The organism is Streptomyces sp. ISL-66, assembly GCF_018614135.1.
Taxonomy (GTDB): domain Bacteria; phylum Actinomycetota; class Actinomycetes; order Streptomycetales; family Streptomycetaceae; genus Streptomyces.
The window spans coordinates 1-13,735 of sequence record NZ_JAGGOW010000210.1; the positions used below are offsets into that span (position 1 = coordinate 1).

General features: G+C 68.1%; 11 protein-coding genes and 2 pseudogenes. 5 read left to right on the forward strand and 8 right to left on the reverse strand.

Features of this window, described 5'->3' with window-relative positions; translation table 11 throughout:
- Positions 1 to 603 precede the first annotated feature (603 nt).
- A pseudogene (locus J7E97_RS33020) lies at positions 604 to 726 on the forward strand (transcriptional repressor NrdR); the annotation flags it as partial.
- 248 nt (positions 727 to 974) lie between these two features.
- Complete coding sequence (locus tag J7E97_RS33025; RefSeq protein ID WP_215034918.1) at positions 975 to 1,226, forward strand: hypothetical protein; 252 nt, start codon at positions 975 to 977, stop codon at positions 1,224 to 1,226.
- Between the two features lie 624 nt (positions 1,227 to 1,850).
- On the opposite strand, the gene J7E97_RS33030 is transcribed toward J7E97_RS33025, so the two are convergent.
- From J7E97_RS33030 to J7E97_RS33040, 3 genes are all read right to left on the reverse strand, one after another.
- Entirely contained in the window at positions 1,851 to 2,546 is a 696-nt protein-coding gene (locus tag J7E97_RS33030; RefSeq protein WP_215034920.1) for a hypothetical protein, read from the reverse strand.
- A 99-nt stretch (positions 2,547 to 2,645) separates the two neighbouring features.
- A complete protein-coding gene (locus J7E97_RS33035; protein ID WP_215034922.1) occupies positions 2,646 to 2,891 on the reverse strand; it encodes a hypothetical protein in 246 nt (81 codons plus the stop codon).
- Positions 2,892 to 3,868: 977 nt separating this feature from the next.
- Positions 3,869 to 4,570, reverse strand: coding sequence for a helix-turn-helix transcriptional regulator (locus J7E97_RS33040; RefSeq protein ID WP_215034923.1), 702 nt, complete (start codon positions 4,568 to 4,570; stop codon positions 3,869 to 3,871).
- 128 nt (positions 4,571 to 4,698) lie between these two features.
- Here J7E97_RS33040 and J7E97_RS33045 point away from each other — a divergent pair.
- Positions 4,699 to 5,052, forward strand: a pseudogene (locus J7E97_RS33045) (hypothetical protein); the annotation flags it as partial.
- A 229-nt stretch (positions 5,053 to 5,281) separates the two neighbouring features.
- On the opposite strand, the gene J7E97_RS33050 reads toward J7E97_RS33045, so the two are convergent.
- From J7E97_RS33050 to J7E97_RS36460, 4 genes are all read right to left on the reverse strand, one after another.
- The gene (locus tag J7E97_RS33050) at positions 5,282 to 6,646 is read right to left on the reverse strand and encodes a HEAT repeat domain-containing protein (protein WP_251055523.1); all 1,365 of its coding nucleotides are present in this window, start codon (positions 6,644 to 6,646) and stop codon (positions 5,282 to 5,284) included.
- Positions 6,647 to 6,837: 191 nt separating this feature from the next.
- On the reverse strand, positions 6,838 to 8,034 hold the full coding sequence (locus tag J7E97_RS36450; protein WP_251055524.1) for a polymorphic toxin-type HINT domain-containing protein: 1,197 nt from the start codon (positions 8,032 to 8,034) through the stop codon (positions 6,838 to 6,840).
- Entirely contained in the window at positions 8,031 to 10,535 is a 2,505-nt protein-coding gene (locus tag J7E97_RS36455; RefSeq protein ID WP_251055526.1) for a hypothetical protein, read from the reverse strand. Before J7E97_RS36455 ends, J7E97_RS36450 begins: the two co-directional genes overlap by 4 nt.
- A 72-nt stretch (positions 10,536 to 10,607) precedes the next feature.
- Positions 10,608 to 10,964: an ALF repeat-containing protein gene (locus tag J7E97_RS36460; protein ID WP_251055527.1), complete on the reverse strand. Its 357-nt coding sequence runs from the start codon at positions 10,962 to 10,964 to the stop codon at positions 10,608 to 10,610.
- A gap of 533 nt (positions 10,965 to 11,497) precedes the next feature.
- Here J7E97_RS36460 and J7E97_RS36910 point away from each other — a divergent pair.
- Positions 11,498 to 12,646 (forward strand): trypsin-like serine protease, encoded by a 1,149-nt coding sequence (locus J7E97_RS36910; RefSeq protein ID WP_215034929.1) that lies wholly within the window; start codon positions 11,498 to 11,500, stop codon positions 12,644 to 12,646.
- On the forward strand, positions 12,646 to 13,263 hold the full coding sequence (locus tag J7E97_RS33065) for a VCBS repeat-containing protein (RefSeq protein ID WP_215034931.1): 618 nt from the start codon (positions 12,646 to 12,648) through the stop codon (positions 13,261 to 13,263). The genes J7E97_RS36910 and J7E97_RS33065 overlap by 1 nt, the downstream gene beginning before the upstream one ends.
- Here J7E97_RS33065 and J7E97_RS33070 read toward each other — a convergent pair.
- On the reverse strand, positions 13,230 to 13,735 hold a 506-nt coding region (locus J7E97_RS33070; protein WP_215034933.1), incomplete at its 5' end, for an IS630 family transposase. The two genes, J7E97_RS33065 and J7E97_RS33070, sit on opposite strands and share 34 nt — an antisense overlap.

Here is a 13,735-nt window from a genome sequence, read left to right on the forward strand (position 1 = left end):
GGGAAGCTCGGGGCACCTCACGGACTCCCTCATCCCCGCGGTCAGGTGATGGGTGATCTTCGCCCACGCCCGGAAGTTCCCGTGCGCGGCCTCGTAAGACCATCGTGGCAAAGCAGAGAGTCGACCAGGTCAGCCGGAAAACACAGACCCATCTCCTCCTGCGCTGCCTCAACACGGTCGGGGTCCGCGGGCGGTGCGAGGAGCTCGTACGAGGCGGGGGCGTACACGCGCAGCCAGGCGTCTATCCGGTCCCACGACGAACGGACCGACGGCACAAGGGAACTCATGACGCCGAGCATGCCCCACACCACCGACAACGGCCCTGTCGGGGCACCAACCCCAGCAGCAGAGATCAAACAAGCCATCCTCGTACGCCTACACGGGCGACAGCAAACCTTCACTGGAAAACGACAGCATCATTCACCCAGAAAACGACATCCCCACGGCCCTACCCACCCCAACCACCAGCACAAACGCCTCACACACCCAGTGCAAACAACTGGCGCCACCCACTGAAAAACACACGACGCCCATCAGCCTGCGCAACCTCAACCCAACGAGGCACGTCGTTCCGCCGACGCCTCCAGTTCCCCCGCTGATGTCGCCACCGGGAGCGCCGAGCTGACCACCCACGACGTGGGTCTGGCCGTACGCGGCCCGCTCCAGGAGCTCAACCTGGTCGCGTACCTCAGGTTCGCATCTGTCTGCAAGGCAATCGACTCACTCACAGGTCTTTGAAACCGGGGCTTGCGGGTCTAACCCGACCGCGTCGCATCCTCAACCCGCAACGACGACCGCCTACCGAACGGCACCCGTGTCAAGCCTTCGCGAATCCGCGTCACAAAAGCACTCGCAGGCCTCTGACCAGGCACGGAACGGAAATTCGCGAGAACTCGCCCCCCGGCGGCCGGACTCGCACAGTGGCTCTCGCCCAACCAACCCCGGCACCGCGCCGGACCTTCGAGAGGAACACCATGACCACCACCACCGCCCAGGCCCAGACCGATGAGCTGACGCGACTGCGGCGCCAGCGGCTCGCCCTTGCCCTGGTGCTCACCTTCGCCCTCGCGGTGCTCGCCACCGTCCTCGCCGTAGGTGCAGCGGTCTTCGTCCGGTGGGCGCCGGCCTGGGCCGACCCCTTCGCGGTCGGCATCGCCACCTTCGGCCTCTTCATCGCGCTCATAGCCGTGGCCCTCACCGCCCTACAGCACCTGTGGCGGCAGTGACCAGCCCACGCTGGTGACCTCCCCGGTTTCCTCCCCACCGCAGGTCAGGGCGGTGGGAGAGGACGTCCAGCCAACGTGGGAGCGGCTGGACAGTCCGTCGGTTCCGGTATTCCGACGGAATACCGGAACCGGGGCGGCCCGGTCGTACTGCCCCAGAGCGCTCTGGGCACCGGCCCTGGCCCCCGCACCCGTGTCGGCGCGGACTGCCCACGAACCTAGCCTGCCCCCGCAGGTCCCCACGCCGCGTGCAGGCCTTCCGAGGCGCTGGCCAACGGCCCGCCACCCCACAACGCAGTTCTGCGTACCAGCGCGCTGACCTGCGAAAACGTTTAAGTTAAGGTCTCGGCTGTTTTGGCGGGAGACTGTGCGGGTGGATGATCAGCGCCGCCCTCTGGACACCGACCCCCGCCAAGCCCCCGCCCCGGACGGGCCGGTACGCCGTGGCCGCCTGGCGGCCGAACTCGCCACGCCCGCCCCCGCGGTACCCGCGACCGAGGAACCGGCACCAGAGGCCGCCGTACGGCCGCATCGGCGAACCCTCGGCGCAGGAGGCTCCGTCCCCCGAACCTAGTGCTGTGACGGGCCCGGTCCCGTGGACACCGTGGGACAGGTCGAGCCGGCCGGTCACGGGACGTAGCGGACGTCCTTGAGGGGTGCTGTGCGCTGTGCGCCGAACGCGTCCACGACGCTGCCACCAGCGCCGCTGTGTACGACCTGGAGCGCGACGACGGAGTCCTGCAGGCGCAGGTCGATCCGGACGCGGGGGGAGCTGCCCTGTGGCTCCATGTCCACGATCCGCCCATCGGGGTAGCCGGCCCGCGTGAGCGCGGCCCGCACCTCGGTGGCGTTCGCCCCGATGTCCTTGAGGGCGGTGGTGACGTGGGCGCCGAACTTGTCGGCGAAGCAGACCTCGGGCGCGGCGAGGGTGACCGGCTTGAGGAGTTCGGCGTCGGGAATGCGGGGGACGGGGGCGTCAGCGGCGGCCGGATCGGCCGATTCGTGGCCGGGGGGCAGGGGCACGCGGTCGCCGGGCTCGCCAGTCGGCCCCCCGGAGGGGGCTTGGGGGAAGGACGGGATGTCGTCGGGGCCGAGGATCTTGCCGGTCTTCGTGTCGTCCAGCGGGGGGCAGCCGTCAGTGATCTTGAGGGACAGCTCCATGAACGCGAGCTCCTGCTCGCCGGCGGCGCCGCCCTCGCCTCCCTCGGCCACGGAGGCGACGTTGTCCGTGCCGATCGTGGTTCCGGTGGTGCTGCCGGTGCAGGCGGTGAGGGCGAGCGCGCCCAGTGCGAAGGCGGCTGCGGCATAAGCGATTCGGGGCATGTGATCAACGTAGGGCCGCTCGGAGACCTGGCCATGAGTACACGTACTCAGGTGTGAGCGGAGGCCCCACTCACCGCGCCGCAGCGGCCGGCCACAGCACTAGACGGGGCCGGCACCGGCCGGGCCGCCCTCCTGGACGACCACCACGCGGACGGGCCGCAGGCTCGCGGCGAGCGCGGCCGCGGCGAGCCCGGTCTGGACGGGATCACCCAGGGCCGGCACCACATACGTGACAGCCGCGACGGCGACCGCCACGGCGAGGTAGCCCAGGACCAAGAGCAGCAGAACGAACCGGCGCCGGGCGGACGGCTGCTGCGGCTGGGAGTCGATCGGGAGCGCGGTCATGACGGTGGTGTCCTTCCGGAGTGCTGCGGGATTTCCGCATGGCGGCACCGTGCTGGACCACGCACCAAGCAGCGCAACCCCCAACGGCCCGCCCATCAAGACCCCAGCCTCCGGACCCATTCAATAGATCCCGGCCCCTCCAGCAGAACCGGCCCTACCCCAGCCGCGGCAGCCGTTCAAGAGCCCGCGCCAGCAACCCGCCCGCCCGGGCCTTCAGCTACCCCGCACCCTCACCCACAGATATAAGTCCGGGCACTCACCGGCCGGGAAGCGTGGCCTGAGCAGGCACAACGCGAACCCGCCGTCCGGACCGCTTCCCCCGATAGTTCCCCGGATACTTCCCCCCACCTGTCCCCTGATCCGTCCCCCGATACTTCCCCCCACGTGTACCCGTACCGGCAGGCTCACGGCCGCCCTTGACCCCCCGTCACCGCTCGCGGGCGGCCGGCCTCTTGCCCTCCTGCGACTGTGGGCAAGCCGGGCTTGCCCAGCCGCGCGAAGGCTCGCCCAGCCAGAGCAGCCAGGCTTGCCCACGAGACCCTCGAGGCGTGCGAGAGGGCTTGCCCGCCCCGGCCAGGGGGCTGGCCTGCCGGCTCCGGACTGGCCCGGAGGGTTGCACCGGAAGGGGGCTGGACGGTTGCTTGCAGAGGCGCACTAGGGGTTGCACCGCAGGTGTGGCCGGGAGTGGGACCCCACCATTTTCGTGATCTTGAGTGCGATCTCTCGTCTTCGTGTCAGCACCTGACCTGGGCGTCTCTCACACGCAGACAGTAAAACGACCCCGATCTCTCACGTCCGTGACAGTGACGCCAGGCCCTGAACCAGCCCCGGACCAGCATCAACACACCACAACTCACTGTCTCTCACACCACTGCCCCCAAAACGAGAGATCGCACATGCTGCAGAAGAGCGGTGCGCACCCGGCTCGTCCGGGTGCGCATCGCCTCGCCGGCCTCAGGCCTGGCTTGTGCGTCGCGTCATGCCGCGACGGTGGCGCTGTGGCCGAATGTTTCGTAGAACCAGGCCTCGTAGAGCTCCTCGCGCCAGGTCGATGCCCGCCACCAGACGACCTCGTCGGGACTGTCGGTCCAGGGCGGCCCCATGACCTTGTGCCAGGCGGTGAACCAGTCGGGGAGGTCCTTGGAAGTGACCTCGCAGGCCTCCAGGAAGCCGATGTACTGGCCGACATCGACCGGCAGCGCCCGGGCAGTGATGATTCGGTGGGCTGAGCTGTGAGGCAGGACCCACCTCCCAGCCCGCTGCGACATCGTCCGGACCGAGGGACGCCCTGCGTACCCGTAGGCGTCCCTCAATGCCCGGCTCAAGTCCGCCTCGTCGCTGACGAACCGGGGCCGGGGCACCACGGTGGTGGACCGGGCCACCTTCGCATGCAAGGCCACGGCATGCTGCGCCTTCGCGTGAAGGTGGCGCGCCTCCTTCTGCAGGACCGGGCTCGACTGGCAAGCGGCCAAGAAGGCCGCCACAAGAACCCAGTGAGGCAGCGTCTTTCCAGATGCCGCCCGCTTGAGGGCCGCGCTGGACCAGGCCGTGCGCCTGGCCAACGCCTCATAGGTGAGCGGCTTGCCGGACCCGCTCCGCGCCCGCGCGGCGCGAAGCAGCTCGGCGAGTTCGGCCTGTGCGGGGACCGTTCGGTTCACGGGGGCTTCAGGGCGTCCCATGACCGATGGCCCCTTAGAGGCTGTTGTCTTCCCGAGTCTGGTGACTGCGTTTCCGCTGGTCAGGGGTAGGGGTGGCGCTTGTGTGGGAGTGATGGATCGTCGTTTCGTCGCTCTCGTGGAGGTCGCGGATGCCGTCGGTTGTCGGACTGCTGGAACAGCACGAGCTTGCCGCCAGTCGTCGTGTGGACGGGCTGCGCGAGGAAGCCGACCGCATCCAGGCCGAGCTCACGGCGGCCGAGCAGGAGTGGCTGGAGTGGACGATTGCCCGCGAGCGTGTGGGTGCGGTGCTGTCCGCGCCGGGCGGCGATTCAGCCGACGCGGCGGCCGCCGGACGACCGGGCAGTGCCGGGGCGGAAGCCGGGGTGCAGGCGTCACCGCCCGTGGCGGCGAAGGCGAAGTCGCAGGTTCCGGTATGGCGAGAAGGGCTGGTTCGGACGGCACTGTCGGCGGACTATCAGCGCATTCTGGCCGCGCTCGCCGAGCTCGGAGTGGAGTGGGCCCGGTGAGCAGACGGCGGGGAGGGGGCTGGGCGCGCGAATCACTACGCGAAGGCGTACAGCGAGCTCCTCACCTCCGCCGCCCGCCTCGACGTGCCGCGGCACCTAGACAGAGGCTGGGGCATCGACCCCCGAGTAGCCGTCCCGGGGGGCCGGCGCGAGGTGAGGAGGCCTCTGAAGCGCAGCGGGGTGGAGCGGGTGGGGATCTGCACGGTCAACGGGACGCCACTCCGGCGTGGTCGAGGAGGCGGTGCATGTCGACAACGGGGAGGGCGGCGTTGCCTGCCGCCGCGTAGCCGGTCGCAGGGTCGGCCAGTATCTGGCGGAGTCTGGGTAGGGGCAGCCGGGTGTCAGTGGCTGCCCGGTCCCTGGTGTCGGGGTCGCGGCTGAGCGCGTCCAGGACGTCGGGGTCGAGGTCCGGGTCGCGGAGAGCGAGTCGTTTGCGCACGGGGTCGGATGCGCCTGCGAAGCGGCCGGCGAGTCCGTGGGTGGGGAAGTTGGGATGGGTTTCGAGCATGCCAACGGCGCGGTGGGTGCCGTTGAGGTAGAGGTCAAGGAGGAGTTCGGCGGGGGCTCCGGGGTGGTTCTCGCAGAGCAGCAGGCGGACGGCGAGGTCGTCATCGGCGGCGAGTTGGGGGACTAGGTCGGCTGGGAGGGTCGGGCAGGCGGCGGCGCTGCGTCGCAGCCAGACGTGAGAGGAGGTGGCGCAGCGTCGCAGGAGTGCGGGGTCGTGCTGTCCTTCCAGGACCCATGACAGCGTTCCGAGGTGTTGCTCCGGGGCGACGTGGTAGTCGATGCCGGCACGCTCTTTCTCGGTCCATTCCGGGCGGGTGGAGACCAAAAGGCGGACGTGTGGGTCGGGTGAGGTGACGAGCGTCCGTACGAGGTCGGCGGGCAGGGAGGGATTGCGTGCGACGGACGCCTGGTACGTGGGGTCGGCGGTCAGGCGTTCGGCGAGGTCACGAGTGAGCCTGCCGACGCTGAGGGCATCGGTGAGTTTCCAGGAGCCTGCGAGGTCGGTGACCAGCTGTTCCATCTGGTTCTCGTCGGGGCAGGGCAGGCTGAGCAGGGCGGCGTGGCGTACGTCGGCGTCGGCGTCGTTCAGGAGGGCTTGTTGCGCGCTGTCGGGCAGGGCGGCCCAGGCGCGGCAGGCTGCCTCGCGGAAGGCCGGGTCAGGGTGGTTCCACAGGTCGGCTAGGACCTGTGGCGGGATGGTGGGTGAGGACAGGGACTCGGATCTGACGAGTCCGCTGGGGTGGGTCAGCAGCCGCTGGTAGGCGTGCTCCGGGAGGGGTCGTACGGGGGTGATGCCGTCGGGAAAGGGTCCGGAGGCAAGGGCGAGGTGCACCCGTGGAGAGGGATCGTCGAGGAGCCGGGCTCGCTGTGCGGGCTCGGCGTGGGGGCTTTCCGCGTACGCGATGCGGACCTTGATGTTCGGGTGAGTGAGGACGGTCTCGACTACTGGCAGTGGCAGGTCCGGGCGCCGGGCCACCGCACGGACCAGCATGTCGTCCGGATCGGTGAGCAGCCGCAGCAGCACGTCGTTCGGAGCTGCGGCGTTACCTGCCAGTCTCAGCAACGCTGTCGAGTACGGTCCGTGCATGAAATCTCCACAATACGATCTAGGGCCGGTAGAGCCACACGGGGTGGGTTCACACAGGTTGCGTGAACCCACCCACACTCTCACTAACTATGCCTCGAGCTTAACGGATGGCCTTGTGTGGGTCGTCGATATAAACCTCCCACCCTTCCAGTAAAACTTCATGGAGTCTAATCGCGGAATGCCGCGTACGGGTCGTCAAGTTCGACCTTCTTACCCTTCCAGTAGAATTTCACGGACCCTCCCCACGTGTGGGCATTGCCCGGCATAGTTGACCTCGTGATCACACCCAGTTCCCATGCCGTCTGGCTTCCGGTGACCCCAGCGATATCCTCCCATCTTTTAGGGAGGGTTTTCGACCTATTGAAGGTGTAATCGAATGCTTCTTGCGCCGTGGCAAACTGTTTGCCGTCGTTGGTGAGAAGTTCATCCAAGGAGAAAGAAATCTCAATGGATCCGTTCAACGCCGCCTCCTCCACGGCCTCCATCCACAGCGGTCGAGAGGTCGAGTCTCCAGGATTTCGAACAGGAGCCCATTCCGGGCCGTTGAATGTCTGCCACCGGTCACCCACCTTCTTGTTGAGCCAATCGCGGAGGGCGTTTCCACCCAAGCCCCGGTTGGCACCCAGCACTATCTGGTCTCCACAGTTGAGCAACCGGGCGCTGGTGTTGTGGACCAGGACGGGGGTGCGGCCGGCGAGGACGAAGTAGGTGTGGAGGTCGTTGACGGTGAGGTTGTAGGCGGGCTGGAGGGTCTTCCAGTGCTTGACACCGCTGATACGAACCGTGCCACCGTCTGCCGTCCTCAGGGCGTCGCCGGCGTTGAGGTCCGCGGCATCGGCCCAACGGCGGCTCTTCTGCGACCAGAACGGATGGTGGTCGGTAGCGGTGACAGAGCCGCCGCCTGTGGCGGATTCGAGTGTGATGTCGGTGAAGTCGCGGTCGTCAGGGGTGTAGATCGTGGCTTCGACACGACGCGGACCCGTGTTACCGGATTCAGGGTCTGCGGCGAGGACCTGGTCACCGGTCTTTATCTGCTCGATGGTCCGGGTCGATCCGTCTCCCATGAGCACAGGGGTGCCAGCGGGGAAGCTGTTCCCGCCTATAGAGCAGGAGGGAGCCCTCCGCAGAGCGTTCGAGAGCTGGTCGAAGACTTCCTTCGTCTTGGGGCCGTATTTCTCGGTGTATCGGGCCCACTTGGCAGGGATGGCAGCCCATCCCGCGACGGGGATAGCGGATACGCAGGCGAGCGCCGCATCCTGCCACATGCCTTCGCGGCCGGTGGGGGTGAAGAAATCGACGACGCCTTCACCGGCATAAAGGCCGCAGTTGAGCAAGTCCGCGACTTCACCGACGCCCGGGATCATTCCGATGATGTCGAGCTCAATGTGCCAGAGATGTCGAGCTTCGTGCCGATCGGGAGGTTGCTCTGCATCCCGAAGACGAGCTTGCCCACCTCGAGCAGGGTCAGCCCGGTCTTGTACAGGTTGATCTTCTCTTGTGTGGCCTGCTGGCGCTGGCGTTCCTGCTGCTCCTTGATGAACTCGTCGACCATGTACCGCCCGAGGGCTGACCGGTAGGATTCCTGGGCCTCAAGAGTGCTCTTGCCAGAGTTGATCGCCGACTGGCGGGCCGCGTCGGCTGCCTTGTAGGCGCTGTCGGCGTATCCGGCCGCGGCGATCGCGCTGGCCCGTGCGGCTGCCGCCGAGCTGCCCGCACGCTCCGCGCTTTGCTGTGCACGTGCTTCGGCATCGTTCGCCGAGGCCGCGGAGGCAGCGGCGGCGGTAGCAGAGTCACCTGCACGCTTGGCGGCCTGCGCGGCCTGATCAACGTAACCGTCCGCCTTACTGGAATAACTGTCGGCTGTCCTGGCATGGCCAGCGGCCACGTTGGCATCGCCCTGGGCGTCAGCCGCGGCCTTGGCAGCGGCGAAGGCATCTTGGTAGGCCCTGGCCGAGATGCCGTTGGCGTGGGCAATGATCTCCTGTACTTGCGCGATGTGGGCCGCGGTCAGTTGGTCACGGCGCTTGGCCCGGTATTGGCCGGACTCGATGAACGTGCGCAGGTCGGCTTCGGGGCTGGCGAGGGCCGTTTCGGCTGCCGCCTTGACCTCGGGGGTGCCGTTCTCGGCCAGACGCGCGGCCTCGACCCGGTCGTCCTCGAGGCGGGCCCGGTGCTGGGTCTTGGCGAGGAACTCGGCGAGGGCCTTGGTGTCGGGGTTGTGGAGGGCGGATTGGGCCGCCTCCTTCACCCAGGGGCCGCCGGCTTCGGCGATCCGGGCGACTTCGACGCGACTGTCGGGGGCCGCGGCCTGGTACTGGCCGGTCGTCCAGAAAGTGTGGACCTGTGCGGTGTCGCCCGTGAGGGCGTTGGCCGCAGCCGTGCGTACGCCCTCGGACAGGGAGTCTTGCGCGAGGCGGTTGACGCGTTCGCGTTCGTCTTGTTCGTCGGCCTTCTTCCAGCCGGTGCGCGCATACTCGGCCACTGCCGCGTCGTCGGCGGCGAGGGCCGTCTCAGCGGCGGAGCGACTCCACGGCCCGCGGGTGCGCAGCACCGTGAGGGCCATCTTGCGGCCGGTGATGGCGATCTGTGCGGTGTCGGCGCCCGGCTTGGCCGCTTCGGCGGCGAGCTTGTCGATGTCGGCGTCGAGCTTGACCGCTTCCTGCTCCAGGCGGGTGGTCTCGGCCTTGGTTAGGTCGTATTTCGACTTGGCGTCACGGGCCCGGTTGACACTGACCGCCGTGCGGGCGGCGACTTCTTCCGCCTCGCTCTTGCGGGCAAGTTCCTGGACGGACTGGGCTTGCTTGACGGCGTTGCCGGCGGCCTCGGCCGCCTTCAAGGCTTCGTCCGCGTTGGCCTTGGACCGGTTCGCAGCTTCCTGGGCATCACCTGCATGGTCGGCGGCCTTGCGCGCGGCTTCGGCCGCCTTGCGTGCGTGGCCTGCGGCCGAGCGGGCCGCGTCGCGGGCTTCGCCGGCGGCGCGGGCGGCATCGGCGGCGAAGGAGCGGGCTGCCGATGCCGCCCGCCTGGCTTCGGCCGCGTGGCGGCGTGCCGAATCGGCAGCGGCCTGGGCCTCCTCGGAGTTGACTCCTGCCGCCTTGGCCGAGTCCATCGACTGCTCCGCGCTGGAGACGGACTGGTCCATGTCCTGGATCGCGCCCAACGAGGCCTGCAAGGCCGTGTCGGCCGCAATGAGGGTCTTCTGCATCGCGTCGGCCGAGTCGGCGATCTTCTCAGCCTGCTCTGCGGCTACGAGAGCGTTGGAGGCCGCCTTATCGTTGACCTTCCCGGAGGCGGCTTCCTTCCACGCCTGAGATGCGGCCAGTCTGGCGTACAGGGCGGCGGTGGAGGCGTTGCGGGCGGCGATCGCCGCTGTCTGGGCAGCCGCGTTGGCTGCCCTCGCCGAGGCAATGGCCGACTGGGCGGCCGCAGCTGCGCGGCGGGCGGATTCAGCGGCCCGCCGGGCGGCGTCGGATGCGCGGGTCGCGTCGTTCTTCGCGGCCTGCGTCTCGGTAGCCGCCTTGGCGCTCTCCTCCTTCGCCAGGCGTGCGGAGTCCTTGGCCTTCGCGGCTTCCTCGACCGCGCTCTTCCTGGCCTCCTCTGCCGCTGCTCCGGCGTCGGCAGTCTGCTTGGCCAGGTCCGTGATGGTGGCGTGTTCCTGGTCCTGGGCCCGCGCGATGTGCTGACCGTAGGCGAGGAAATCGCGGACCTCCTCGATACCGCCCCTCAGGGCAGCAGCGGCGGCTCGCTTGGTCGCGGGGCCTCCGGCGGATTCGAGCTGGGTGACACGTATCCGTGCGTCGTCGTCGCGCTTGCGGTACTGCCCCTCGGACAAGAACGCCCGGATGTCCTCGAGGGAGCCGCGCATGGCGGCATCCCCGGATTCGCGTATGCCGGTGCCGATGGCGCCGGCCTCGGTGACCCGGGCCGCCTCGATCCTCTAGTCATCGGCAAGTGGTGCTTTCCAGCCGTCCTTCATGAACGCGGCCAGGCCGTCGGGAGGACCGTCCAGGGCGTTCTTCGCGGCCTCCCGCAGGGTGGGGCCCGCGTCCGTGACGAGCTTGAGGGCTGCTTCACGCAGGTCCAGGTCCTCGGCGACTTTCTGACCTGCTGCCAGATACTGGCGGATCTCGTCGTCCGTACCCGTAAGTGCGGCCCCGGATGCGGACTTGACCGCAGGTCCACCGCTCTTCCAGAAGGCCAGGACCTTGCCTCGGTCCGTCACCGGCGGGGCAGTGTCCTCCGCCGCAGCGGGTGCCGCCGATACGAGTCCGGCGAGGAGGACGAGCGGGATCAAGCCGCGGACTGCCTTGCCGGCCGCTGCGGATCCCCTCCCCCAAACTCCAGGTCTCTGTGCTTGATCTTGACGCACGAAAACGTTCCCCCATCAAAAGGCCTCATGGCCGTCTCACGCGCATGCTCAGAGCCGGCACCCCAGTTCACCGGGGTACCGGCGGCGTCTTTGCCATCTCTACAAACACACGCCAGGACCTACCATCCCCCTGGATTCGGCTCTCCCCAGGCTGGAGGACGGCAGGCCCGCTCCGGGCTGTGGCCCGGTACGGCTCTTCGTGATCACACCTCAGGATCACTGGGCAGGAAGGATGGTTGCACACCCGACCCGAAATTGACGGTTTCCTTTCAAGACGTCGCTGACCTGCACATTCATCACCGACCCCGGATCGAGGTCGAGCTGACGACGCGATATGCTGCTCCGCGGCCCCCCAGACGATCAACACCGTCCGCACCGAAGCGGCACGGTCTTCTTACTCATGTCACCCTCCCGCCACTGCGCGTTGAGGGCGATCGTCCTGGAAGGCGACACCACGCGTGCGTATACGCAGATGGCTGCCCGCAGCCGCCCTGACCGCAGCCGTCACCGCTGCGAGCCCCGCCCCTCTTGCCTCGGCCGAACCGGCGCCCGTGGCCGCCCCCTACGCCGTCGAGGACGGCTCCTACCCCTATCGCAGCGAGATTCTCGAGGCATTCGGCGTCGATCTGATCGCCGGAGACGGGAACATCACCCACACCTCCTGCTCGGGGCCATACCAGATCCTGGTGTGGGCTGCGAACATGAAGACCAGCGGCGGCACGATCTGCTTCAAAGCAGCCAGCACAGGCTTCCTGTCCGTGAACATCCCCAACGCCTACCGCATCGAGACCATGGGCCGGGACATCCAGGCCAGCATCTCCATCGGTGGCCAGGGCCAGACCCTCCACATCCCCAAGGACACCTCCAAGGGGTTCGGCAAGGGCAGTTCCACCGACTCACCGCAGGCCGTCCTGCTGGAAATGCGCGTCACCGGTTCCGGCACTGCGGCTCCCCAGCCGCCGGCCGGTGCCAATCCGATGGCGTTCACCGGCAAGCTGAAGATCGGTGACATGCGCTCCTGTACCGCGACGCTGGTCGACCCACGCTGGGTGATCACCGCCAAGAACTGCTTCGCCGACAAGCCGAACGAGAGCATCGACATCCCGGCCAGCGCGCCCAAGAAGAAGACGATCCTGACCGTCGGCCGCGCCGACCTCGCCACCAGCGGCGGACACACCAGCGAGGTCGTCGAACTCGTCCCGCACGCGGACCGCGACCTCGTCATGGCCCGCCTGGCCGAGCCCGCCACGACCGTCACCCCAGTCACGGTGTCCTCCACCGCGCCGACCACCGGCGAGACACTTACCGCCGTCGGCTTCGGCCGCACCAAAACGGAATGGGTCCCCTCCAAACTCCACTCGGCCACCTCCACCGTCGGCAGCCTCACCCCGACCAGCTTCCCCACGACGGCCGAAACCCCACCGACGCCACGATCTGCCAGGGCGACGCCGGCGGCCCCGCCCTGCGCACCGAAAACGGCAAACCCGCCCTCGCCGGCATCACCAGCCGCTCCTGGCAGAACGGCTGCCTCGGCACCGATGCTACTGAGACCCGTACCGGCGCCATCGCTGCCCGCACCGACGATCTCGGGCAATGGATCGATCTGATGACCGGCCCGCGGTGGGGCGGCGAGAACGAGTCCAGCTCGAAGGCGCAGGAGCTGTGGGGTGACTTCAACGGCGACGGCAAGGCTGACACGGGGGTCTTCTACAACTACGGGCTGTCAGGCTCGGCCAACCGCAGTGGGCTGTGGACGCAGGCCAGTAACGGTGCCGGCTTCGCTAACCCGGTGAAGGTGTGGGACAGCGTCGCGTCCGGGACGGGCTCCTTTAGCTGGGACTGCTCCAAGGCTATGACCGGAGACTTCAACGGCGACGGCAAGACCGACGTCGGCGTCCTCTACAACGACGGCCCGGACGGCTCCGGCGTCAACCACACCTCGCTGTGGACATTCATCAGCAACGGCATCGGCTTCAACAAGCCTACGAAGGTGTGGACGAGCAGCTTCTCTTTCAGCTGGGACCGCTCCAAGCCCGTGACCGGTGACTTCGACGGCGACCGCAAGACTGATGTCGGCATCCTCTACAACAACGGCCAGCAGCCTGACGGCTCCAACAAGACCTCGCTGTGGACCCTCACCAGCACCGGTTCTGGATTCTCCGCACCGGTGAACGGCTGGGACAGTATTGATCAGAAACTCAAAGGGTTCTCGTCCAGGACGTAGCGGACGTGGGGGCCGCCGAAGTAGCCGCGGACGGTGTGCGGTTGACGCTGCCGCCTATGGAAGAACCTGCGGGTTTCGGCGGCGAGTTCGGCCTGGTTCCTGGCCCTGTGGGTGTGGGGCAGGCTGCGTTTGAGGTCGGCGTTGACCAGCTCGTCCGGGTTCAGCTCGGGTGAGTACGAGGGCAGAAAGTGCAGCTCGATCTCGTCCTTGTGGTCGGCGAGCCAGGCCCGGACGGTCTTCGAGCGGTGGGCCGAGTGCCGGTCGACGATCAGGTGCACCTTCCGGTCGAAGTGCCCGACGATCCGGGCGAGGAAGCGGCACATGACCTTCGCGTCGAACGACTCGGTGAATACCATGAAGTGCATCCGGCCACGGGTGCTGATCGCGGACATCGCGTTCACGGAGAAGCGGTTCCCGGTGCGGCGGACGATGGGAGTCGCGCCTTTGGCGCCCCAGGTGCGGCCGGTGACCT